General features: G+C 57.2%; 20 protein-coding genes. 9 read left to right on the forward strand and 11 right to left on the reverse strand.

Going from position 1 to position 24,435, the window contains the following annotated elements; genetic code table 11:
- Positions 1–107: 107 nt before the first annotated feature.
- From DARO_RS08315 to DARO_RS08325, 3 genes are all read right to left on the reverse strand, one after another.
- Positions 108–1,064 carry an o-succinylbenzoate synthase gene (locus DARO_RS08315; RefSeq protein ID WP_011287371.1) on the reverse strand — a complete coding sequence of 319 codons (957 nt, stop codon included), beginning with the start codon at positions 1,062–1,064 and terminating at the stop codon, positions 108–110.
- Entirely contained in the window at positions 1,061–1,885 is an 825-nt protein-coding gene (gene menB, locus DARO_RS08320) for a 1,4-dihydroxy-2-naphthoyl-CoA synthase (protein ID WP_011287372.1), read from the reverse strand. The genes DARO_RS08315 and menB overlap by 4 nt, the downstream gene beginning before the upstream one ends.
- A gap of 151 nt (positions 1,886–2,036) precedes the next feature.
- Complete coding sequence (locus tag DARO_RS08325) at positions 2,037–2,519, reverse strand: bacteriohemerythrin (RefSeq protein ID WP_011287373.1); 483 nt, start codon at positions 2,517–2,519, stop codon at positions 2,037–2,039.
- A gap of 357 nt (positions 2,520–2,876) precedes the next feature.
- Here DARO_RS08325 and DARO_RS08330 point away from each other — a divergent pair, with 357 nt between their 5' ends.
- Positions 2,877–3,224 carry a PilZ domain-containing protein gene (locus DARO_RS08330; protein WP_011287374.1) on the forward strand — a complete coding sequence of 116 codons (348 nt, stop codon included), beginning with the start codon at positions 2,877–2,879 and terminating at the stop codon, positions 3,222–3,224.
- 9 nt (positions 3,225–3,233) lie between these two features.
- On the opposite strand, the gene ilvN is transcribed toward DARO_RS08330, so the two are convergent.
- The 4 genes from ilvN to DARO_RS21650 all read right to left on the reverse strand — a co-directional run bounded on the left by ilvN (position 3,234) and on the right by DARO_RS21650 (position 8,344).
- Entirely contained in the window at positions 3,234–3,545 is a 312-nt protein-coding gene (gene ilvN / locus DARO_RS08335) for an acetolactate synthase small subunit (RefSeq protein ID WP_011287375.1), read from the reverse strand.
- Position 3,546: 1 nt separating this feature from the next.
- Entirely contained in the window at positions 3,547–5,217 is a 1,671-nt protein-coding gene (gene ilvB / locus DARO_RS08340) for an acetolactate synthase large subunit (RefSeq protein ID WP_011287376.1), read from the reverse strand.
- A gap of 366 nt (positions 5,218–5,583) precedes the next feature.
- The gene (locus tag DARO_RS08350) at positions 5,584–5,844 is read right to left on the reverse strand and encodes a hypothetical protein (RefSeq protein WP_041224288.1); all 261 of its coding nucleotides are present in this window, start codon (positions 5,842–5,844) and stop codon (positions 5,584–5,586) included.
- A 166-nt stretch (positions 5,845–6,010) separates the two neighbouring features.
- Positions 6,011–8,344 (reverse strand): MASE3 domain-containing protein, encoded by a 2,334-nt coding sequence (locus DARO_RS21650; RefSeq protein ID WP_049758576.1) that lies wholly within the window; start codon positions 8,342–8,344, stop codon positions 6,011–6,013.
- A 350-nt stretch (positions 8,345–8,694) separates the two neighbouring features.
- Here DARO_RS21650 and DARO_RS08365 point away from each other — a divergent pair, with 350 nt between their 5' ends.
- Both DARO_RS08365 and DARO_RS08370 read left to right on the forward strand, forming a co-directional pair.
- Positions 8,695–9,972, forward strand: coding sequence for a GGDEF domain-containing response regulator (locus DARO_RS08365; protein WP_011287379.1), 1,278 nt, complete (start codon positions 8,695–8,697; stop codon positions 9,970–9,972).
- Between the two features lie 162 nt (positions 9,973–10,134).
- Complete coding sequence (locus DARO_RS08370) at positions 10,135–11,793, forward strand: CorA family divalent cation transporter (RefSeq protein WP_011287380.1); 1,659 nt, start codon at positions 10,135–10,137, stop codon at positions 11,791–11,793.
- 17 nt (positions 11,794–11,810) lie between these two features.
- Here DARO_RS08370 and DARO_RS08375 read toward each other — a convergent pair whose 3' ends face one another.
- From DARO_RS08375 to DARO_RS08390, 4 genes are all read right to left on the reverse strand, one after another.
- On the reverse strand, positions 11,811–12,602 hold the full coding sequence (locus DARO_RS08375) for a hypothetical protein (protein WP_011287381.1): 792 nt from the start codon (positions 12,600–12,602) through the stop codon (positions 11,811–11,813).
- Between the two features lie 35 nt (positions 12,603–12,637).
- Positions 12,638–13,120 carry a hypothetical protein gene (locus DARO_RS08380; RefSeq protein ID WP_011287382.1) on the reverse strand — a complete coding sequence of 161 codons (483 nt, stop codon included), beginning with the start codon at positions 13,118–13,120 and terminating at the stop codon, positions 12,638–12,640.
- Between the two features lie 145 nt (positions 13,121–13,265).
- Positions 13,266–14,798, reverse strand: a complete 1,533-nt coding sequence (locus DARO_RS08385) for a fumarate hydratase (RefSeq protein ID WP_011287383.1) — start codon at positions 14,796–14,798, stop codon at positions 13,266–13,268.
- Positions 14,799–14,811: 13 nt separating this feature from the next.
- The gene (locus DARO_RS08390) at positions 14,812–15,351 is read right to left on the reverse strand and encodes a TIGR00645 family protein (protein ID WP_011287384.1); all 540 of its coding nucleotides are present in this window, start codon (positions 15,349–15,351) and stop codon (positions 14,812–14,814) included.
- Between the two features lie 272 nt (positions 15,352–15,623).
- Here DARO_RS08390 and acs point away from each other — a divergent pair, with 272 nt between their 5' ends.
- The 6 genes from acs to DARO_RS08420 all read left to right on the forward strand — a co-directional run bounded on the left by acs (position 15,624) and on the right by DARO_RS08420 (position 24,425).
- A complete protein-coding gene (gene acs, locus DARO_RS08395) occupies positions 15,624–17,588 on the forward strand; it encodes an acetate--CoA ligase (protein ID WP_011287385.1) in 1,965 nt (654 codons plus the stop codon).
- 244 nt (positions 17,589–17,832) lie between these two features.
- Positions 17,833–18,027 (forward strand): hypothetical protein, encoded by a 195-nt coding sequence (locus DARO_RS08400; protein ID WP_011287386.1) that lies wholly within the window; start codon positions 17,833–17,835, stop codon positions 18,025–18,027.
- On the forward strand, positions 18,028–20,739 hold the full coding sequence (locus DARO_RS08405) for a sensor histidine kinase (RefSeq protein ID WP_011287387.1): 2,712 nt from the start codon (positions 18,028–18,030) through the stop codon (positions 20,737–20,739). It begins immediately after the preceding gene.
- Positions 20,740–20,755: 16 nt separating this feature from the next.
- Positions 20,756–21,127, forward strand: a complete 372-nt coding sequence (locus DARO_RS08410; RefSeq protein WP_011287388.1) for a response regulator — start codon at positions 20,756–20,758, stop codon at positions 21,125–21,127.
- A 69-nt stretch (positions 21,128–21,196) separates the two neighbouring features.
- Positions 21,197–23,362, forward strand: a complete 2,166-nt coding sequence (locus tag DARO_RS08415; RefSeq protein WP_011287389.1) for an exonuclease domain-containing protein — start codon at positions 21,197–21,199, stop codon at positions 23,360–23,362.
- A 7-nt stretch (positions 23,363–23,369) separates the two neighbouring features.
- Positions 23,370–24,425 (forward strand): DUF294 nucleotidyltransferase-like domain-containing protein, encoded by a 1,056-nt coding sequence (locus tag DARO_RS08420; protein WP_011287390.1) that lies wholly within the window; start codon positions 23,370–23,372, stop codon positions 24,423–24,425.
- The last annotated feature ends 10 nt before the right edge of the window (positions 24,426–24,435 follow it).

Genomic DNA, 24,435 nt, shown 5'->3' on the forward strand with positions numbered 1-24,435 from the left:
GTTGCTGCTCCGCGTTTGTCATGGCATTCGGCAGCAGGGGCGGCAATCGTGATGATGCGGCGATGCTTTGCTCGCTATCAGTTTCGCTGTCGGGCAGGTGATGGCCCTTATCGGGTTACGGGTTGAAAACCGAGGCCAGGAGTGCCCGGTAGCTGCAGGCGGCCGCCGATGATGGTCGGAGCCATACCCGTATCTTGCGCAAACCAGTCTGCTGTTGCCAGCCCGTGTATCGAATCTGGCGCCACAGCCGCCGCTAGTTGGGCGCAGGCGAGCAGACCGCAGCTGCTTTCAAGGCTTGAGGTAATTATGGTTTCGATGCTCGAAGCACGGGCGCGCAAGGCCAGTTCAATGCTGGCCAGCAGGCCGCCATGGCGAGCTGGTTTGATGATGATGCGGCGTACCGGTGGGTGCCGGAAAAAATGCGTATCGAGGAGGTTAATCGATTCGTCGATGGCGAGCGGGAATGCTGCAAACGACTGTAATTTGGCGAGCAAGACCGGATCAGGATCGCTGAGCGGTTCTTCCAAACCTTCAATAGGCAGAACGGCGCAGGCTTCGATGAAGGCTCGCGCATCGGCAAATTGCCAAGCCTGGTTTGCATCCAGACGAAAGCTCAGTGTTGGCGGCAGATCCCGGGTGAGTTGCTGCAAGTAGGTAATCTCGTCGGCCAGTGCTTGTCGGCCAACCTTGATTTTCACGACGGAAAAACCGGCGTCGACAGCACTCTTGAGCGCGACATGGTCGACGGTGTCAATCGCACCCAAGTTGGCGTTCGTCCTGATGGAAAGAATAGGCACTTCCCCGCTCAGCCAGGCATGGAGAGGAAGCCCCGCTTTTTGGGCGGCCAGATCGAGGTGCGCAGTTTCGTCGGCAAAGGCTGTTGCCGCGGCTTCGCAGATGCCGAATTCAGGTAGCGGGGCCGCATCACCCCAGCCGGTCAATCCGTCTGTTGTCTGAAGTCGAAGCAGGCGGCCGCAACGCTCGAATAATGTTCCCCGGCTGGTTTGCCAAGGCCGATTTAACGGGAGCTGGTAGGGCTGCCAGTCGGCTGCAGCGATGTTCACGGCCGCTTGCGGTACTTGCCAAAATCGGGTGGCCGGCGTTCGAGCCAGGCATTGCGGCCTTCCTGCCCTTCCTCGCTCATGTAGAAGAGGCCGGTGGCGTTGCCGGCAAGTTCTTGGATGCCAGCCAGGCCGTCGGTATCGGCGTTGAAGCCGGCCTTGATCATGCGCAGTGCCATCGGCGACAGTTGCAGCATATCGCGGCACCAGGCCACGGTTTCGGCTTCCAGCTTTTCGACGGGAACGACGGCATTGACCAAGCCCCAGTCGAGTGCAGTGGTGGCATCGTACTGGCGGCAGAGCAGCCAGACCTCTTTGGCTCGTTTCAGTCCAATGGTGCGTGCCATCAGCCCCGCGCCAAGGCCGGCATCGAAACTGCCGACGCGCGGTCCGGTCTGGCCGAAGCGGGCGTTGTCGGCAGCGATAGAAAGGTCGCAAACAAGGTGCAGCACATGGCCGCCACCGATCGCGTAGCCGGCGACCATGGCGACGACAGGCTTGGGCAGGCGGCGAATCTGCATTTGCAGATCGAGGACGTTCAGGTGCGGCGTGCCACCTTCGTCAATATAGCCTTCTTCGCCGCGCACCTTTTGATCACCACCAGAGCAGAAGGCTTCGTTGCCGGCACCGGTCAGGATGATGGCGCCAATAGCGTTGTCGTGATGGGCACGGTGAAAGGCATCGATCAATTCACTGACGGTCTCCGGGCGGAAGGCATTGCGCCGTTCCGGCCGGTTGATGGTGATCTTGGCAATCCCCTCGCTGGTTTCGTAGAGGATGTCGGAATAGATATGGGCGCTATGCCAGCGGATGCTGTTGGTCATGATTCGGCATTGGATTGCAATGGCCGAAGTATATCGTCAGCCGGGCTTGACGGAATTGATCTGCCTTGCCGTGACTGGATGGCCGGCGCTTCCAGTTTGCGTCAGGGGAAGGCCAGCGGGATTCCAATGGCCCTCCCATTTGTCGTGGGAATCAGCGGAAAAAGCGTCCCAGCAAGCCGGCCATGAAACCTGAACGGGCAGCAGGCATGGCTACATTGCCTTCGTGGTGTGCTGCCTCGGAGCCGACCATGTTCTTGACTGTGTCGGAGTAATCTCGGTCTTCGTTGGCGATGTGGTTGAGCAGCCATTTGGCCAGCATCGAGTGCAATTCATCGGCAATGTCTTCACCTTTGGCGGCACGCATCGTGAATTCGGTGACTCGCTTGATGAACAGTTCGTGTACCTTTTTGTGCGGCTTGAGAAATTTGTAGCCGGCTTCCTCCAGCATCGATTCTTCAAAGCCAAAATGCGACTGTGTGTAGTCGATCAACTGCTCGATCACTTCCATCGTCAGCACCTTGTCGCCCTTGATCTTGGCGATTTCGAGATCGTTGATGTAATCGACGATTCGTTTGTGTTGGGCGTCGATGACATCAATTCCTGTATCCAGCCTGCTATCCCAGGTAATCGGCATTTCTATTCTCCATGAATCAAGCTATGGTTGGCGTCCGCGTGTGCCTTGCTTCTGACTTTTTGCGTGTAGTGAAAACTCTGTCTGGGCACGCCATTGAAGCTAGACGTTTGGATAGCCTCGGTGCTGAAACAGTGTTAACGGAAAATAGGCGTCACTTTCCGTTACTTTGATAGTGCCTATGTTGATCTGGGTCAAAAGCTCAAGAGAAGCTTGGCTCGAATGGCTTCAAGCTTTTTGTCCGATGCAGATGTCGGATATTCCTTAACCAAGTTTTACGATGGCATCTGCGTTTTACCTGTGCGTGACGAAGCAGAGCGTGGGAAAATATTGACCCGATAGCCCGCTGGAGATTTTGTCGTGAGAGAACGTCGCCGCGCCCCGCGTGTATTTTTGAAAGGTCACGTCAGCCTGAGTATCGGTGGGCATAACCTTGAGTTGCCGGCGGCGGATATATCGGTGTCTGGCGTCGGTGTGCTGATTGATGCCGCCATTCTGGGAACCAAACCGAGTGGCGAAGTGGGCGTCTGCCGGATCGAATCACCGGATCTGGGCGGCACAATTGAGGCTTACGTCAGCGTGATGCGGATCCGTCGTTTGGGTGAGCGGCGCCTTGTCGGTCTGCGCTTCGAGTCGATCAGTGACGACGAATTGGAACTGATCCGTGAATACAAGCGGAAGTGCCGGGAAAACCCGGCAGCTTCCTGATCGTCATTTTCAGGGCCGGAAGAAGCTCTCCAGATCCTGGAACACTGCATGGTCTGCGTTGTGCCGGCATATGGCGATCACATCTTCGAGCTTTTCCACCTGCTTGATCATCTGCGGCAGGCGATGGTCTTCGATCAGCATTAGCCAGATGCGGCTCTGGCTACCGTCACCGACCGGCAGGCAGAGGATGCCCTCGACGTTGTAGGCGCGCCGGGAAAAGAGGCCGACGACGTGTGACATCACGCCCGGGTGGTTATTGACGTTGATTTCCAGCACTGCCCGGGCAAGGGCATCGTTTTCATTTTTCGTTATGGCGTTCATGTCAGGCTCCAATCATGTCACGGTTGGCGGCACCCGGTGGCACCATGGGGTAGACCTTCTGCTCGGCATCGATACTGGCGTGGATTAGGCAGGGGCCGGGGCGAGCGATGGCTTCCATCAGGGCTGCACAAGGGTTGGCGGCCAGATCGAGGTCGACCGCTGCGATACCGAAACCTTGTGCGATCTTGATGAAGTCCGGCGAGGATTTGAATTGCGAGGCGAACAGTCTTTCGCCGTAGAACAGTGTCTGCTGCTGGTGCACCAGACCGAGCGTTGCGTTGTCCATGAGCACAATTTTCACGTTCACGTTTTCCTCGGCGGCGGTGACCAGTTCCTGGATGTTCATCAGGATCGAACCGTCGCCGGTGAAGCAGACCACGGTGCGCTGCGGTTCAGCCAGAGCGGCGCCGATGGCCGCTGGTACACCAAAGCCCATGGTGCCCAGCCCGCCAGAAGTCAGCCACTGGCGTGGCCGGCGCAGCGGGTAGGCTTGGGCAACCCACATCTGGTGCTGGCCGACGTCGGTGGTGACAGTGGCTTCATTGTCCAGGCAGGCGGCGACGGTGCGAATCAAGCCAAAGTGAGAGCGCGGGTTGTCGAGTCCCGGCATCTCGAAAGGAAATTCTGCCTTCAAGGTATTGTTACGATCCACCCAGACTTGTCGGTCGTTGTCAGCTACGGCCGGTAGTAGCTGCGTGAGCGCTTCCTGGACATCAGCAGCGATGCCGAGATGAGCAGTCTTGATCTTGTCCAGTTCAGCCGGGTCGATATCGATATGGATAATTTTCGCCTGGGGACAAAAGGCGGCCACCTTGCCGGTGGCACGGTCATCGAAGCGGGCGCCGACGGCGATCAGAAGGTCGCATTCTTCAAGTGCGAGGTTGGTGTAACGGGCAGCGTGCATGCCCAGCATGCCGAGCGACAGCGGGTGATCGACCGGCATGGTGCCGAGTGCCATCAAGGTCATGACGGTCGGTAAATTGGATTTTTCGGCGAGATCGACTGCCGTCCTTGCTGCGCCGGAATGCACAACGCCACCACCGAGATAAAGAATCGGGCGTTCGGCAGCATTGATCATTGCTGTAGCCTGCGCGATCAACGCCGGGTCTGTCGGAGTGATTGGCTGGGCGCGACCAGGCTCTGGCCATTCGCCAATTTCGATCGCCTGGGTTTGTACATCTTTCGGGATGTCGACCAGCACCGGGCCGGGGCGGCCTGAGGTGGCAATTTCGAAGGCGCGGGGAATCACCGCCAGCAATTCCTCGGGGGAGGAGACGAGAAAGTTGTGTTTGGTGATCGGAATGGAGAGTCCGTAAGTGTCGACCTCCTGAAAAGCATCGGTACCAATCATCGCCTTCGGCACTTGGCCGGTGATGGCAACCAACGGGATCGAATCGAGCTTGGCATCGGCAATGGCCGTCAGCAGGTTGGTCGCGCCTGGGCCGGAGGACGCTAGGCAGACAGCGGGCAGGCCGGTAGAGCGGGCCATGCCCTGGGCCATGAAGCCGGCCCCCTGTTCGTGGCGGGCCAGTACATGGTGGATGGCGCTTGATTGGCCGAGGGCATCGTAGATTGGCAGGATGGCGCCGCCGGGAATACCGGCAACGGTACGAATGCCTTGGCGTTCGAGCAGGCGAACGGTGATCTGCGCGCCGGTGAGAGTTTCAGTCATGGAGGTTTCCTTTGGGTTGGTGGCTCAACCGGTGGGGCTCCAAAACAAAACCCCCGCCGGTTTGCGCCGGCGGGGGTTGGGGTTCTGTGCTGCTTCTGCTTACCCGATCCGCGACGGCGTGTCCGTAACGACGCTTACGACGACTACACGTACGACGACCGGCAGCACTGCGCGGGCAGTGTTGGAGCGGTGGGCGGTACGGGGAGCGTTCATGCGGATTTTTGGGGTGTGAAATTCAGAAGAGTGCTAACTATCGCTGAGTTAAAACTGAAAATCAAGCCCGTTCACAATAGGGTTATTGGGCTTGAGCAAGTGGGTACGTGGCGTCTAATAGGCGGTTCTCAAACGGCGGCGGGTAAGATCACCTTATGCCGCGATGGCCAAGCCATTTACTGTGTTACGTGCCAAGCGGCGTAGTTCCGCACGCAGAGCGACTTGCTGGCCAGCAGTGATCATGCGTTGTCCGGCGCTTCCGTTCCATTCGAACTGAATGTCTCCGACCAATACGCCAGCCCGATGTAAGGCATTGGCCATTTCGCGGAGATCGGACTGCTCGATACGGTGCCCATCGCTCAATGATGCAATGAATTCGTTCTTGAACAGCACAATGCTTGCACTAATTGTCATATCAATACCTCCTGCATGTACGGTACTGCAATGTCGCTTGGGTATCCGTGGCAAATTACACACTTCGTCCGAAACAGCCCGGCTCGTTGCAGAAAGCCAAGACTGCCTGGGGGCTTTCACGCGACTGAAGAGCGCAGTAGATGGGGCGATGTGCGCTATTTTCTGACTATTTACTTGCTTGTAGCCAGTAGCTGATTTTTGCCAGAAGTACCTCGCCATTGAATGGTTTTCCCAGGAAATCGTTCATCCCGGCTCCTTCGGCCTGTGCCTTGTGCTCTGGCTGAACATTTGCCGTCAGGGCAATGATGGGGGTTGTTTCATACCCTGGCAGCTGGCGAATTTGTTCAGTCGCAGCCAGTCCGTTGAGGACAGGCATTTGCATATCCATCAGGATCAGGTCGAAATGTTCCGTCTTGGCCAGATCGATGGCACTTTGGCCATTTTCTGCAAGCGATACGTTGACCTGATGCTCGGCGAGAATGTCGGTCAATATCATGCCGTTTAGTGGCTCGTCATCAACCACCAGTATGTGTGCCCCCAGGAGGTTTACTGGGGGAGCCGGTGAGGCTTCCGTAGCACCGCCGGTATCATGGCTGGCGACTTTTCCGACATTGATTTCAAAGCGGAAGAGGCTGCCAATGCCTGGCTGGCTCTCAACCTGTGTTTCTCCTTCCATCATTTGCACAAGTCGGCGTGTGATGGCAAGGCCCAGGCCCGAGCCTCCATATTTCCGATTGATGCCGCCATCAGCTTGTTCGAAGTCTTCAAATATGCTTTCCAGTTTTTCTGGAGGAATACCTATGCCGGTATCGCGGACTTCAAAACACAGCCGCAAGCGGGAGCTTTCTTCAGAGAGAACAAAAGCGGAGACGTGGATGCTGCCATGTTCTGTAAATTTGATTGCGTTGCCGACAATGTTGATCAGCACCTGAAGGATCTGTACTGAGTCGCCGTGAACTCGGGGAGGTAAATCAAAATTCGCTTTGTATTCAAGTCCTTTGGCTTGGGCGTTGATGGCGCAGATCGAATCCAGTTTTTCTTTTAGCGTAGCGGTCGAGAAATCAGCGTTTTTGATTACAAAGCGGCCCGCCTCAATTCGTGCCAGGTCGAGGACGTTATTGACGACATCATTCATGTGTGACGCTGTGGTCAGTAATTTGGCGACCAGTAACCGGCTATGCTGGTCATTGATCTTGCCCTTCAAGATATTACCCAAACCAAGAATGCCGTGTAGCGGGGTCCGCAACTCGTGACTCATGTTGGACAAGAAGGCGCTTTTTGCCCGACTTGCGGCATCGGCGGCATCTTTGGCGATAGAAAGATCATGCGTTCTGATACTGACCAGTTCTTCCAGATGGTCACGATGAGCGAGCAATTCCTGCTCAGCCATTTTTTGTGCCGTGATGTCCTGGTGGGTGCCAAACATCCAGAGCGGTTTGCCGTCGGCTGCCCAGGTTGCGATGCGGCCGCGGTCGAGTACCCAAACCCAGTGACCATCCTTGTGCCGCATGCGGACAACACATTCGTAATAGGGTATTTCTCCGGAAAAATGCTGTTCAAGCAAAAATTGGGATGTCTGAATATCCTCTGGGTGGACAAACCCGACCCATGTCTGAAAATTCACTGGCTGCATTTCAGCGAGGTCGTAGCCGATAATGTTGGCCCAGCGCTCGTTAATAATGACTTTGCCGTTCTGTATATTCCATTCCCACGTACCGACGTTTGTGCCGTCGAGAATGGCAGATAGTCGTTGCGCCTGTCGGCTTAGTGCATGTTGGGGTGCACGCACACCTTCCGCGAAGAGTGCCCGATAAATCATCCAGTAAGCAAAGGCCTTGTAGATGTGTCCAAGCAGATTGAAGAGGTCTGTGACGTCCACATAGAGCGTAAAGAACATCTCAGCAAGGCCGAGAGTCCAGGATGCGGCGGCAACCCAATAAAGCTCGGGGCGACGTGTTTTCTGGCCGCGCAAATACAGGAGCAGGGCTGCGATGGCGTAAAAAGCGCTCAAACTATATTCGGCGGCAATTTTGAATACAGTCAGGCCTTCTCCTGGAATAAATGTGCAGGGCAGCGTGTCTGCATGAAAAAGACCGATCCACCAAACCAGCGCTGCAAATAAAAGCCCGCCGAATAAGGCCAGTGCAGAAACCAGAGCATTCCATGTTTTTTCGGGCAAGGTCGCGTAGGCGAGAAGCGATATCGCGGCAACAAAGCGTCCTGCTAGCCAGAAATTGATGGCCTTTTCCGGTGAGCTGGGTGTTACCAACTTTGGCATGCCGGCATACGACAGGGTGTGAGCCATGTCGATCATGCAGACAATCATCAGGCCAATTCCCAACAGCAGGTTATTGCTGCTCCGTGGTTGCGTTCTCAGGTTCCACGAGAGGCTGAAAACCATTGCCGAAATGGTCATGGCAAGGAATTCGAGAACGGTATGTAGCGGGAGGTAGTGTTCCGGGGAAGAGAAGAATTTGGTCGGCGGCAGCGTATTGCCCATGACGAGGAGCAATGTGAGGGCCAGGGCCAGATACCTAGGGAACAACCTCTTAACGATTTCCTCATTTCCCTGCATGTGCTCTGTCTTCCCCCCTTGTTGTTAGTGAGCAATTTTCTTGGGGGCGTACCTTAGCACTTTCAGTATGGCAATGGTCTTCCAGAGTATGAGAATCCGGTTTTTTGTTGATACGGTTGAAGTTTTTCCTATTATTAACAAATATTTGCCTGTCTTTTGCTTGACTGCTTAGGCGGTGCCTCGCTTAAACTCTCAGTCTGACAAGATATGACATTCAGCCGTATGAAACGGTTGGATAAAACGGACGCGACATGACGAATAAACGCAAGGTTCTGGTGGCCGATGCATCGAAAGTAGTTCGTGCATCGCTGACCAAGCAACTGGCAGAGCATTTTGAAGTTCGGGAAGAGGCGAGCGGAGAGTCGGCGTGGCAAACGCTCGTTCTCGACAGCGCGATTGTCGCCGTTGTTTCCGGCTTGAGCCTGACCCGCCTGGATGCTCTCGGTCTGATCGAACGCATTCGAGCCAGCAAATTGTCGCGTTTGAAAAATGTCCCGTTTTTTCTGGTGGTGTCCAGCTCCTTTTCGGAAGCGGATCGAACCCATGCCCGAAACTGTGGCGTAACTGACTTTATTTCCAAGGATGCCAGCAACCTGTCGCTGGAAGGTGTCATTGCTTCCCTTCAGGAGTTTCGAGGCGATGCGACAGAGGTGCGAGGCGTCTTTCCTGATGACGCTTCTGGTGTATTTCATCACGATTCTTCGGTGGCGCCCGATGACGTGCTCGATGATGTCGGGGTGCGAACGGACGTTGGTGTCAGCGACATCATGGGGCAACTCGGCGCACTCGCCGGGCTTGAAGAGGGCGAAAAAGCGGATATTGAAGTATCTGACGACGTCTTCGGCAACGAAGATGCTGTTCTGGCCCAGGAAAAGCTTGAGGAATGCCTGGCGAAACGCCTGCCGCATGCCATAGAAGGGCACGGGGTGGGAATTCTGGCCTTTAGTCTGGATGGTTATGAGGCGTTAGTTGCGCGCTATGGTGCCGAACTGGCAGCGAGGACCGCACAGAAATTCTCTTTCATGCTGGCCAGGAAAATTCGGCCGGAGGACTGCATTGGGCAACTCGCCAATGGCATGGTTGTCATCGTCGCGCACTCGACGACGTCGTCAATATGTGCCGGTTTTGCCAATCGGATCTGCAAGGCGATGGCCGCGGCGCAGATATCGGTTCGCGGCAAGCGTATTGACCTGACAGTCAGTGTTGGGGTCGCCGTTGTACCTGATGACGGGGTGATGCTGTCGGGGCAGGATTTGCTCCAACTGGCTTATGAACGTCTTGAGCTTGCCAGGCGTGCTGGTGGCAATCGGGTGGCAGCCAGCACCGATTATCAGGGTTCGGGGCTGGGTAGTTGCGAAGCCTTCGTGCCGCAATTGAGAGAGCTGCTGGCAACGATTGATCCCGCCATACTGCGGCCCTGCTTGGGGAATGTTGGTCTGCAACTGATCCCTCTCCTCAAGGAGCTCGAAAGAAGTTTTCGTTTCGGCTTGCCGATCGACGAAATGAACAAGCGCCTGTGGGACAGGGCCCGGGCCGAACGAATGGTGACCTGAGCCATTTTTTATATATAGAAAAGCCGGCACAATGCCGGCTTTTCCATTTGGGTTATCTGTTCTGGTGACATGAGGTCCACATGCTAGGGCGGTGAATTTTTCCGGGCTTTTGATGGGCACAAGACGAAACCGAAATGAGTGTGGCAAAACGGGGAATCTCGAATGACTTCGATGCATGACGGACAAGGCTGCGGTCATGTCCGGCTGTTTCACGCCAGCCTGGTCTGGCCACTGCAGCTCGAACCGCTGGCGATCGATGGTGGTGGCGGACGGCATTGGGAGATTTTCGAGTCCCGCTCGAAAACTCACCCGTGGCAAAGGATAGATGACGAATTCACGGCTGATGCCAGCCAGTTCAAGGAGCGTCATTACCGGGAGTTCGTCTCCTTCCTGCCCTATGTCCAGCGCTTTCTCTATGGTGAAGGGCGCTCTCGCAATCCCGCGCCGCACGACCCGCCGGGCAATTCGCCGATGCACGTCTTCCGGCGTAAGGATATTGCCCGATTGCGTCTGACCCTGCGCAAGGGCGATGCTCCAATCGAGTTGCACATCGTCCATCTAGACCTCTATTTCTTTCATGACCTCGACGTCGTGCAGCTCAATCTGGAGGTTCGTGGAAACGATCTGCCGCTGGCTACCGTGCGTGACCTCCTGTTCCGTTTCGGGCGTGCCTACCCATCGGGTTGGGAGGAGGGCGGCGAAGGTTTGCACAATGTCTATCTGGCTGAATGGATCGGCCTTGATGGTCAGGTCATCGCCCGTTCAGATGCCGAAAAGCGCGAAAAATACCTGGGTTACGTCTGCGAGCACCGTAGCCCCTGCATTTCAGAGCATTGGGCCAGCCTGTTGCGCCCGATGGTCCTGGCGCATTCCGATGAGGCCGGAGATTTGCGCTACCGCCTGATCGAATACCAACGCATGCCAGTCATGGCCTTTCTTGCTGTTGACCAACCTCGGGCCTTGAGCCGTGAGGATTGGGTGCGACTCGGGTTGTCGACCATGCTGCACCCGAATGAGAACTTGCCGATCAACGAGCCGATGGTCATCGAGTTCGAAAAGCGTTTTTGCCACGATCGTTTCTGGACCGACAGTGATGCCGGGCCGAATACCCGCTTCATGTGCACTGGTAATGCCTTTACGGTGGTTGGGGACGCCGCATTTCCCTTCTTCGTGGACGGCGAACGTGGCGTGCTGGCCCAATTTAGACACCAATATTTTCTGATTTTCCTGATTGCCCATCTGCATCGTGCCGCGTTGCTGGTTTTCTCCGAGGTGCTGGCCGACGCGGTCAATGACCTTGATATTCGCAACGACACTTCGGTGCGTCGCTTCAAGCGCCGAATCCGCTCCAATTTCGAGACTTTCCTGCGCTTTACGCACCGCTATTGGTTCCACGAATTGTCCGAGCGGCCACATGTGCAGGCAATGTATCGAATATGTTCGAATCATCTGCACAACGATGCCATGTATGACGATGTTCGCAACGAAATCCGCGAAATGAGTCACTACCTCGACAGTGATTCGCAGCGCCGGCAGTCAAACACCGTCGTCCGCCTGACCGTGATCACCATTCTCGGTCTGATCGCTACGGTAACGACCGGCTATTTCGGCATGAACATCATTCCGTTCGGTGAGGGCTCGGTGATGCAGCGGGCGCTGCACGGCTTGGTGGCGACATCGATATTCATCGTCCTGGTGCTATTTGCTGTCGCCAAGTCCAAGCGCCTCTCGGATTTCCTTGAGGCGCTGTCGGATGAGCGGCTGACTCTATTCGGAAAGTTCCGTGCGCTGTGGGGCGTGGTGGGCAAGACGGAGCGCTGAAGCGCTGCCAGGCAGGTTTAGATCGGGCCGTTTTTGCCGCTTGATCTCAGCATGCCGATTTCCCTGGCCGTCTCCGGGCCGATCAGAGTGTCGGCAAGGCTGGCGGGGATTTCGGAAGTCTGCGCATCGATCGGCGTGCGGCCACCCATGATCTCGGCCTGGGTTTGTGGCAAGCGCGGGTTGCGCTGCGGCTCGGCATAGCCTTGGGGATAGATTGGTTGTAGCGTGGCCAGGTCGTATTTGTCCGTAGCGCCAAAGGTGTGCAGCAATTCATGGGCAAGCACCACGTTGTTCTGCCGGCGCTGCTGGCGGCTGGCAAAAGCGTGGATGATGCCGATCTGCCCTTTGCTCAGGCCTGTCGAGTGCGGGACGACGCCGTTTCGTTCAGGATCGTGAAACAACACGAATAATCGGATATGCGGCTTCGGCCCGGAGATTTGGTCATGTTGCGACGCCCACCAGCGAAATTTCAGGCTCCACAGGATGGCATCAACGGCACTCGCTTGGCGTGGGGGCAGTGGCGGCTTATCGAAGACTGTTGGTGCGACGTTCAGGGCGACCGGTTGTAGTACGGCAAGACCCAGCGTGTCGGTTTGTGCCTGCATCCATTGTGCGATGTCTTCGAAACTGTCCTTGTTCAGACTGCTGACGTAGCTGGCAGTGGCTGGTGAGTCGTCGGCAGCAATCGGGTAGATTGCGACGTGGATCGTGTGCTCCCAGGCGGTTAGTCGGGAGTTTGAGCGCCACGCGCCGAGGCCAACGGTGGCAAGGATGAGTAGCAGGATCAGGGTGCGGAATTTGCGGAACATGGGGGGCTGGTTAGTACTCTTGTGGATGTTTTCGGTTATCCGAACATGGTGCTTTGAAGATAGTATTTATAGATGGTGAGTGCCACTAGTGTTCCATACAAGAACATCGCAACCATCTCGAGCCCAACAAATACAAGAACCAAGCATGTCTTTTCGCCTGACTTGCGCTTCTTGAAATAACTTTCAATGAGCTTGTCGGTTGTATTTGACGGTAAAGAGATATTCCCTAAGCCGACGTTAACCGTGACTGAAAAATCATTGCCCATAACCGATGGTTTTATCTCGGCCATAATCAAAGCTAAAACACAAATCACAACCAGCACTGCGAGCAAATATCCCTTAGTGTCAAAAAGTCCGTACGGAAGTGTTGCAATCCCGGTGCGTTTTAATAAGACACAATCGGCTACAAGGAGAATAACTGGCAGAAATACAGCAATGAATTCCAATTTGCCGAGGTAGCGCATTAGCCGATCTGCGAAAAGAATTATTCCTGATGGTTGCGCTTGGTCGGCTTGCATCAGATTTCCTTTATCTCAGGGGAAAACAATGATAACTCATTTTGCATATTGGCCATCCGCTCTTGGTTGGCCTGAGGCGATCCAGCGGCGCTCCCCAAAAAGAAACCCGGCCGAAGCCGGGCTTTTGTTTGGGGCAAGGTGGGAATCAGGCCTTGAGCGGAATCTTGCCGATCTTGACCTGCCATTCCTTCGGGCCGGTTTCGTGCACGCTGATGCCTGATGAATCGACGGCCACTGTGACCGGCATGTTCTCGACATCGAACTCGTAGATGGCTTCCATGCCCAGATCGGCAAAGCCGACGACCTTGGCCGACTTGATCGCCTTGGCAACCAGGTAGGCAGCGCCGCCGACAGCCATCAGGTAGGCCGACTTGTTGTCCTTGATCGCCTCGATGGCGACCGGACCGCGTTCGGACTTGCCGATCATCGAGATCAGGCCGGTCTGTTCCAGCATCATGCGGGTGAACTTGTCCATGCGGGTGCCGGTGGTCGGGCCGGCCGGGCCGACGACTTCGTCACGCACCGGATCGACCGGGCCGACGTAGTAGATGACGCGGTTGGTGAAATCTACCGGCAGCTTCTCGCCCTTGGCCAGCATGTCCTGAATGCGCTTGTGGGCGGCATCGCGGCCAGTCAGCATCTTGCCGTTGAGCAGCAGTTTCTGGCCCGGCTTCCAGGAAGCGACTTCGTCCTTGGTCAGGGTGTTCAGGTTGACCTGCGTGGCTGACTTGAGATCCGGCGTCCACGTGACGGCCGGCCAGTCTTCGAGCTTCGGCACTTCCAGCTTGGCCGGGCCGGAGCCGTCGAGGTGGAAATGGCAGTGGCGGGTTGCAGCACAGTTCGGGACCAGGGCGACCGGCAGGTTGGCAGCGTGGCAGGGGTAATCCAGCACCTTGACGTCGAGCACGGTGGTCAGGCCGCCGAGGCCTTGGGCGCCAACGCCCAGCGCGTTGATCTTTTCCATCAGTTCGAGGCGCAATTCTTCCGGACGGGTCAGCTTGGTGCCGGTGGCCGCCTTGGCCTTCAGTTCATGGATGTCGACCGGCGCCATGATCGATTCCTTGGCCAGCAGCATGGCCTTTTCCGGCGTGCCGCCGATCCCGATACCGATGATGCCGGGCGGGCACCAACCGGCGCCCATTTCCGGGATCTTCTTGAGCACCCAGTCGACCAGGTCGTCGGAAGGGTTGAGCATGGCGAATTTGGACTTGGCTTCCGAGCCGCCGCCCTTGGCGGCGCAGATGACTTCAACATGGTGGCCGGGGACGATCTCGAAATGCACGACGGCCGGGGTGTTGTCCTTGGTGTTCTTGCGGGCACCGGCCGGGTCGGCCAGCACCGAGGCGCGCAGCGGATTGTCCGGGTTGCCGTAGGCGCGACGCACGCCTTCGTCGATCATCTGCTGGATGCTCATGGTGGCATCCGGCCAGGTAACCTGCATGCCGACCTTGATGAAAACCATGCCGATACCAGTGTCCTGACAGATCGGGCGATGGCCTTCGGCGGACATCCGCGAATTGGTCAGGATCTGGGCGATGGCGTCCTTTGCAGCGGGGCTTTCCTCGCGATCATAGGCTTCACCCAGCGCCTTGATGTAATCGAGCGGGTGATAGTAGCTGATGTACTGGAAGGCATCGGCGACGGACTGGATCAGGTCTTCCTGTTTGATGGCGGTCATGCACAACTCCGGGTCAGTGGGATTTCTGGTGTTGAAGGGCGAGGGTCTGGGTCATGGTCTTGTCGACAAGCGCCATGGCCAGGGCGGAGAAAAGGAATACAACGTGAATGATGACCTGCCACATCAGCGTGTGCTCGGACAGGTTGGCGGCATTGATGAAGCTCTTCAGCAGGTGGATTGACGAGATGCCGATGATGGCCGTCGACAGCTTGATCTTGAGCACGCCGGCATTGACGTGGGAAAGCCATTCCGGCTGATCCGGATGGTCATCGAGGTCGAGGCGGGAAACGAATGTCTCGTAACCACCGACGATAACCATGACCAGCAGATTGGCGATCATCACGACGTCGATCAGGCCAAGGACGACAAGCATCACGTCAGTTTCGCTGAGGTGAGCTGCATCGAAGGCGCTATGAACCAGATGGCTCAGTTCGACCATGAACAGCCAGCAATAGACAACCTGGGCGACGATCAGGCCGAGGTAGAGCGGGGCCTGGATCCAGCGACTGGCGAAGATGAACGATTCGAGATGTTTGACTGGCGAGCGCATCATCTGTGTGTGGTGTTTGGGGGGCAGAGAGTTTACCACGCCAAGTTGCCGCGTCGCGGGTAGGTGGTCATTGGCATGAAATGTTACTGAATTGCTGCGCCGCAGCGTGATTTCGTAAGGCCTTTGTAAGATTATCAACGTTTAATGCCGCATCAACGCTGGCGCGGGGAGTTTGATGTTCCCCAGCTTGCGCGGCTTTAAATAGTCCCGGGGTTGGCCCGAGATCCGATCGGTTGTTTCAACATAAATTGCGAAGTACCGCAGAGGAGAAGAATATGTCGAATGAGTCCGTGCAGCTAATTTATCCGTCTGACGAAATGGTCAAGAACGCGGCGGTTTCGGGGATGGACGCCTACCGGGCGCTGTGCGCGGAAGCGGATGCCGACTACCCTGAATTCTGGGCAAAGCGCGCCCGTGAAATGATCACGTGGAAGCAGCCGTTTACCCAGGCGCTTGACGAGTCTAATGCCCCCTTCTTCAAATGGTTTGCCGACGGCAAGCTGAATGTTTCCTACAACTGCCTCGACCGTCAGGTTGAAGCTGGTCTGGGCGAAAAAGTCGCCATCATTTTCGAAGCCGACAACGGCGAAGTAACCAAGGTTAGTTACAAGGAACTGCTCTCCAAGGTTGCCAAGTTCGCCAACGCCCTGCGTGGCATGGGTGTCAAGAAGGGTGATCGCGTCGTCATCTACATGCCGATGACCATCGAAGGCATCTGCGCGATGCAGGCCTGTGCCCGTATCGGCGCCATCCACTCCATCGTTTTCGGCGGCTTCTCCGCTCAATCCCTGCGCGATCGTATCAACGACGCCGGCGCTGTTGCCCTGATCACCTCCGACGGCCAGTTCCGCGGCGGCAAGGCCATCCCGCTCAAGCCGATCGCTGACGAAGCCTTCGCCATGGGTGGTTGCGAGTCCGTCAAGAACGTCATCGTCTTCAAGCGCACCGGTGCCGAAGTCAATATGGTTGCCGGTCGCGACACCTGGCTGCACGATGCGGTTGCCAACCAGTCCGACGTTTGCGAACCGGAATGGGTCGAAGCCGAACATCCGCTATTCCTGCTCTACACGTCCGGCTCCACCGGCAAGCCGAAGGGCGTCCAGCACTCCACCGGTGGCTACCTGCTGCACGCCATCATGACCATGAAGTGGACCTTCGACATCAAGCCGAACGATGTCTTCTGGTGTACGGCCGACATCGGCTGGGTCACGGGTCACACCTATATCACCTACGGCCCGCTGGCCTGCGGCGCGACCGAAGTAGTCTTCGAAGGCGTCCCGACCTATCCGGATGCCGGCCGTTTCTGGAAGATGATCCAGGATCACAAGGTCTCCATCTTCTACACTGCACCGACCGCCATCCGTTCGCTGATCAAGTCTTCCGACACCAATGCGGCTGTGCATCCAAAGAGCTACGACCTGTCTTCGCTGCGCATCCTTGGTTCCGTCGGTGAGCCGATCAACCCGGCTGCCTGGACGTGGTACTACGAAAACGTTGGCGGCGGCCGTTGCCCGATCGTCGATACCTTCTGGCAAACCGAAACCGGTGGTCACATGATCACCCCGTTGCCGGGCGCTACCCCGCTGGTTCCGGGTTCCTGCACCCTGCCGTTCCCGGGCATTCAGTTCGCCGTGGTCGATGAGACCGGCGCCGATCTGCCGTGGGGCCAGGGTGGTATCCTGGTTTGCAAGAAGCCGTGGCCGTCGATGATCCGCACGATCTGGAACGACGACGAGCGCTTCGTCAAGTCCTACTATCCGCAAGACTTCCAGGGTAAATACTACCTGGCTGGCGACGGCGCGATCCGCGACAAGGACACCGGTTACTTCACCATCACCGGCCGTATCGACGATGTGCTGAACGTTTCCGGTCACCGCATGGGCACGATGGAAATCGAATCCGCCCTGGTCGCCAACCCGCTGGTTGCCGAAGCTGCCGTGGTCGGCCGTCCGGATGACCTGACCGGTGAAGCCATTGTGGCCTTCGTGGTTCTGAAGGGCGCTCGCCCGACCGATCCGGAAGTTGCCAAGAAGCTGATCAAGGAACTGGCTGACTGGGTGGGCAAGGAAATCGGTCCGATCGCCAAGCCGAAGGACATCCGTTTCGGTGACAACCTGCCGAAGACCCGTTCGGGCAAGATCATGCGTCGTCTGCTGCGTGGCCTGGCCAAGGGCGAGGAACTGACGCAAGACACGTCTACGCTGGAAAATCCGGCCATTCTGGAACAGTTGAAGGGCTAAGAAAATGGTGCCGGGTTTCGCCCCAACAGGCAAAACCCGGTTGCCAGCGGACTGCCTTCGGCTTGTCCGTGCAGCACAGTCAAAAGGAAATGGCGCGCTTGCCTCGCCATTTCTATCAAACAAGGGGCAAGGAGGAGACAATGGTCGCCCATAAGGTGACCTCCCGTGTAGTCGCACCAGACTGCATTCCCGGACGGCTGGCACGCTTGGCGTGCCGGCCGTTTTTATTTTGCACGGAGGGGGCATGAAACGAGCGAATCCGACCCGGCAACGACTGGCCGCGCTCAGTCTGCTCGGCGTGCCATTGCTGACCTATCCCTTGCTCAGTCTGCCCGGAGGCAGCGTGGGGGGGATTCCGGCAAGCTATCTCTATCTCTTTGGCGTCTGGGCTGGTCTGATTGCATTGGCCGCCTGGGTGGCTGAACGGCGGGGCAAGTAAATGTTGTCCGGATGGTTCATCGCACTGCTGGCGGCGGCCTATCTTGGCTTGCTGTTCGGCGTGGCGCGTTTTGGCGATGCTCGAGCCGATGCCGGCAAGTCGATTATTTCTGCCAACGTCTATGCGCTGTCGCTGGCGGTCTATTGCACCTCCTGGACCTTCTACGGCAGCGTTGGCAGGGCAACCTCTGGCGGGCTGTCGTTCCTGACCATCTATCTCGGGCCGACCCTGATGCTGTTGTGCGTCGGCGCCATCATCAAGATGATCCGCATCAGCAAGGCGCAGCGCATTACCTCGATTGCCGACTTTATCGCGTCGCGCTATGGCAAGAGCCAGTTGCTGGCTGGCATGGTCACCATCATCGCGGTGATCGGTGTCGTGCCTTACATCGCCTTGCAACTGAAGGCGGTAGCGGCCAGCGTTGATGTCTTGCTGGAGCACTCAGGTAGCACCGTCCATTTCTGGGGACTGGATTCCACCTTTCTGATTGCCGCCGTTCTCGCACTTTTCTCCATTCTGTTTGGAACACGCCATCTTGATGCGACAGAGCGGCACGAAGGCATGGTGGCGGCCGTGGCTTTCGAGTCGGTGGTCAAGCTGATTGCGTTCATGGCGGTAGGTCTGTTTGTCACCTATGGCATGTTTGGTGGCCTGGGCGATCTTTTTCAGCGGGCGGCCGCCAGCCCCGAGCTTGGTCGTTTGCTGCAACTGGATTCGAGCCGGGCCGGAACGTGGACCTCGCTGATCGTGCTGTCCGGTCTGGCGATCATTTTCTTGCCGCGCCAGTTCCAGATCATTGTCGTTGAAAACGTCGATGAGTCGCACCTGAAGCGAGCGGTCTGGCTATTTCCGCTGTATTTGCTGCTGATCAATATTTTCGTGCTGCCGGTGGCGCTGGGTGGATTGTTGCACTTTGGCGAGCAGGGCTTCAATCCGGATACTTTCGTGCTGACCTTGCCGTTGGCCCGTGGTGCCGAGGTGCTGGCTCTGCTTGCTTTCATCGGTGGATTGTCTGCGGCGACCGGGATGGTCATTGTCGAGACCATTGCCTTGTCCACCATGGTTTGCAACGATCTGGTCATGCCGTGGCTGCTCCGCTCGACCTGGCTGCAGGCCGAGAACAGGCAAGACCTGTCTGGATTGCTGATTGCTATTCGGCGTATCGCCATTGCCCTGATCCTGCTTCTTGGCTACATCTATTTCCGGGCGGCTGGCGAGGCGTATGCGTTGGTTGGCATTGGCCTGATTTCCTTCACCGCGGTTGCCCAGTTTGCGCCGGCCATGTTTGGCGGCATGTACTGGAAGCAGGGTACCCGGGCCGGTGCGGTGGCTGGGTTGTCGGCCGGTTTTGTGATCTGGCTTTATACGCTGTTGCTGCCGTCGTTCGCCAAGTCCGGCTGGATAGCCAGTGGCTTTGTCGAGCACGGCCTGTTCGGGATTGGCTGGTTGAAAGCGCAGGCGCTGTTTGGTCTGAGCGGTCTGGATGAAATTTCACATTGCCTGTGGTGGAGCATGCTGGCCAATATCGGCGCTTATGTTGCGGTGTCGCTGCACTCGACACCGGATGCCGTTGAGGCCAGTCAAGCCGAACGTTTCGTCGATGTCTTTCGCTTTGACCAGCGCAAGGCCGAGGCCAGGCTGTGGCGTGGCAAAGCCTCGCTGGATGCGCTGGTTGGTTTGCTTGAGCGCTTCTTGGGGGCGAACCGGGCGCATCAACAATTGGGTCTTTATGCCCAGGGCAGGCAGATGGCTGATTGGCGAGCGCTACCTGTCGATGCACCGTTCGTGCAATTCGCTGAGGCCGAGCTGGCCGGAGCGATCGGCTCGGCCAGCGCCCGGGTGATGGTCGCTTCGGTGGCCCAGGAGGAAGACCTTGGCCTGGAGGAGGTACTCGATATTCTCGACGAGGCAACTCAGGTGCGGGCTCACAGTCGTGAGTTGGAGGCCAAACAGCGGGAACTCGAAGCGGCAACGACCGAGTTGCGCGAGGCCAATGAACGACTGCGTGAGCTGGATCGCATGAAGGACGATTTCATCTCGACAGTGACCCATGAGTTGCGCACGCCGCTGACATCGATTCGGGCCTTATCGGAAATGCTGCATGAAGACCCTCGGCTGGAACTGGTCGAGCGGATGCGGTTTCTCGGCATCATCGTCGGTGAAGCCGAACGGCTGACTCGCCTGATCAATCAGATTCTTGACATGGCCAAGCTCGAATCGGGACGTGCCGAATGGACGACCGGCGAAGTCGATCTCGGCGAGATCGCCCGGGAGACCATGGATTCGGTCGGTCAGTTGTTCCGTGACAAGGGCGTGCTGCTGGAGGGCGATATTCCCGACGGCGGGCCGATTGTGCTGGCTGATCGCGATCGTCTGACCCAGGTGTTGATCAATCTGTTGTCGAATGCCGTCAAATTCGTACCGGGGGAACTTGGCTGTGTCCAGGTCAAGATAGGGGTTGATGGCAATATGGTTCGGGTCGAGGTAAGGGACAATGGGCCGGGCTTGACGGCCGAGGAATGCGAAGTCATTTTCGAAAAATTCCGTCAGGGCGGAAATACCTTGACCGGCAAGCCAAAAGGTACGGGTCTGGGGCTGCCGATCAGTCGTCAGATCATCGAATATTTCGGTGGTAAGCTTTGGGTTGAAAGCCACCCGGGCGAGGGTGCGAATTTCATTTTCACGGTGCCGTTACCGGCATCGGAGGAATAACAAGGGAGACAAACACATGACCAAAAAAATCCTTATCGTCGATGACGAACCGAATATCGTCATCTCGCTTGAGTTCTTGATGAAAAAAGAGGGCTTCGCTGTCGCCGTCGCGGTCGACGGCGAAGAAGCCTTGGCCAAGGTGGCCGACTTTGATCCTGATCTTGTTCTGCTCGACGTGATGATGCCGAAGAAATCCGGCTTTGAAGTCTGCGAAGCCTTGCGCGCCGATCCCGCCAGAGCGGGGTTGAAAATTGTCATGCTGACGGCCAAGGGACGCGATACCGAAGTGGCAAAAGGCCTGGCGATTGGGGCCGATGCTTACGTGACCAAGCCCTTTTCGACCAAGGAACTGGTCGCCATGGTTAAGGCCATGCTCGGGGTTGCCTGATCACTGAATTCTTTGGTCCACGGCCTGAACAGGTCGAAATCCAAGCCTAAATTTGTCGGGATGCGTGCCATGAAGGCCAAATATCGTTTAATCGTAGCCGTGATCGTTCTCGGTCTGCTGATGACCGGTCCGTTTGTCGTTACTTCTTTACTTGTCTGGCTGGACATGAAGGAGGCCGAGCGCGGCATGCTCACCAATCTGCTGGTGTCACGGCTGCCGGTGGGGACGATGATGACGCTGTTCGGTTTTGTCATTGGCGTGCTGGTCTTGCACAAACTGTTCAAGCAATACGTCGAGGGCTTGCTGCGCATGGCGGAAACCCTGCGCTTAATGCTCGGTGCGAACCGAAACTTTCGGGTGACGATCGAAGGCCCCCCGGAGGTCCAGCAGCTGGCCCAGGCGGCGAACGATCTGGCCCAGCAGCGCGATGCGCTGATGGATGATGTCGATTCCCAGATCGCAATCGCCAAGGCATCGGTCGAGGAAGAGAAAAACCGGCTGGCGGCGCTAATGTCAGAGCTGGCGCAGGCCGTTGTCGTCTGCAATCTTGATGGCCGCATCCTGCTCTATAACAACCGCGCCCGTCTGCAGTTCAAGGCGCTGTCACAAGGCCCGACCTCGGTAGCGGGCGGGGCGCTGATCGGTCTCGGCCGTTCGATTTTCTCCATTCTTGAAAAGGGGCAGATCGAGCATGCCCGTGAAGTCATCCACCAGCGTTTGATCGCTGGCAAAACGGCGATCTCGAACTTCATCACGACAACACGCGGTGGCCAGTTGTTGCGCATCCAGATGGTGCCCGTGCTGGCCACCTCTCCCGGTGAGGCAGCTGAGGTATCGATGTCGGGTTACGTGCTGACGGTGGAAAACATCACGCGCAGCATCGAGGAAGAAGAGCGTCGGGATCAGGCGCTGCACACGCTGACCCAGGGCAGCCGTTCCTCCATCGGCAATATCCGTGCGGCCGTGGCCAATCTGCTCGACTACCCGGACATGGAAGCCGAGTTGCGCGAGCGTTTCCTGCGCGTGATCGATGACGAAGTGGCCAAACGCAGCGTGGTCATCGACCAGACCATGAGCCAGTTTTCCGATGCCATCAAGACGCGCTGGCCGCTTGAGGACATTCTCGGTATCGACATCATCGCCGCCGCCCAGCGCCGTATCGACGACAAGCTCAAGTTGCCGACCAAGACGGAGGAAATGGACGATGCCTTGTGGATCAAGGCCGACAGTTTCTCGCTGGTCTTTGCGCTGGTCTGCCTTGCCTCGAAGCTGCAGGATCACTACGAGCCGCGTGAGTTGCGCTTTCGCCTGACCTCCAGCGGCAAGCTGGCCTATCTCGATCTGATCTGGGCCGGGCCGGCGATGTCGTCGGAAACCTTCTACACATGGGAAATGGAGGCCATGCAGGTCGGTAGCGAAACTTCGCCGCTGACCCTGCGTGACGTGATCGATCGGCACGGTGGCGAAATCTGGTATCAGCGCGAAAAAGCGGCGCACCGCGCCTACTTCCGTTTCGTGCTGCCGGTGGCAACGCCGGAGCTTGAACAGGATCAGGAGGAACGTACCCGTGGCAAGGGGCGTCCGGAGTACTACGACTTCGACCTTTTTAAGTTTGAAGACAAGTCGATCGACCTCGATCGCAAGTTGTCAGACCTCACCTATACCGTGTTCGACACCGAGACGACCGGGCTGGAGCCTTCCAACGGCGATGAGATCATCCAGATTGGCGCCGCCCGTATCGTCAATAACCGCTTATTGCGGCAGGAGACCTTCAATCAGATCGTCGATCCTGAGATTCCGCTGAAACCGGCGTCAATCCCGATCCACGGCATTACCGAGGACATGGTGCGTGGCCAGCCGAATATCGATGTCGTGCTGCCGGCCTTCCATGAGTTCTGTGAGGACACCGTGCTGATTGCGCATAACGCGGCCTTCGACATGCGTTTCCTGCAACTCAAGGAAGAGCGAACCAACATCCGTTTCACCCAGCCGGTGCTCGATACCTTGCTGCTTTCTGCAGTTGTCCATCCGAACCAGGAATCGCACAAACTGGATGTGATTCTGGAGCGGCTCGGTATCACCATCGGCAAGCGCCACAACGCCCTCGAAGATGCGCTGGCCACTGGCGAGGTTTTCCTGAAACTGGTCAAGCTTCTGGAAGATCAGGGTATCGTCACCGTTCGCCAAGCGCTCGAAGCGGCCGAGAAGACCTATTTCGCACGGGTGAAATACTGAGACTGGTGTGATTTCCGACATCCTTCTGTCTTGTACTGAGCCGCTTGAGCTGACGGCGGCGCTGGATGCGCTGCTCGATCTCGAAGCGGCTCCGGCCTTGGCGGCGCGTTTGCACGTATTCCAACAGCGCGCGATCAGTGGCGGACTGGATGGTTGCGCGGCAACACGGCTCATTTCGGATTTCAATGACCGGCTGACTGAAAAGATCATCGAGTTGACAGCCCAGCGACATCGCCTGCCGCCGGTGGCCTGGTGCTGGCTGGCGCTGGGTTCCGAGGGGCGCCATGAGCAGACTTTTGTCACCGATCAGGATAACGGCCTGATCTTTAACGCGACGAGCGATCAGGAGGCCGCGGCGCTGCGCGAGTTGTTCCTGCCCTTCGCGCAGGATGTCAATCGGCAATTGGCCGCCTGCGGTTTTGCGCTGTGCAGTGGACAGATCATGGCCGGCAATCCGGCGTGGTGTCTCTCCCTGGATGAGTGGCGAGGCCGGTTTATCGACTGGGTACGGCGGCCGGACCCGGGGGCACTTCTTAATGCCAGTATTTTCTTCGATTTGCGGCCGTTGTACGGTCAGCTTGAGCTGGGAGAGCGCCTGCGGACCTTGCTGCTATCGATGACGGTTGCCACGCCCTCGTTTCAGCACCTGATGGCGGCGAATGCACTGCAGGCCGAAGCGCCGCTCAATTTTCGCGGCGAACTGGCGGTCAACGAAGATGATGAGATCGACCTCAAGAAATACGGTAGCCGGATCTTTGTCGATGCGGCGCGTATCTTTGCGCTGACCAGTGGGGCGAGAGGGGTAAATACCGTTGATCGCCTGAACGATGCTGGCGCTGCTGTCGGTTTGCCAGCGACTGAAATAGCTTCGCTCAATGCGGCTTTTTCACAGATTTTGCGATTGCGACTGGGACAGCAGATGGCTGCCTCGGTGAAGGGCGAAGCGGAGGGGGGGGGCCTGAAACCCGCTGCGCTGCATGACATGGATCGGGCCATTCTGCGTGAGGCACTCAAGCAGGCACGCCGCCTGCAACAGCGTCTCAAGTTAAACTATTTACTTTGAAGAAAAAGAT

The organism is Dechloromonas aromatica RCB (assembly GCF_000012425.1).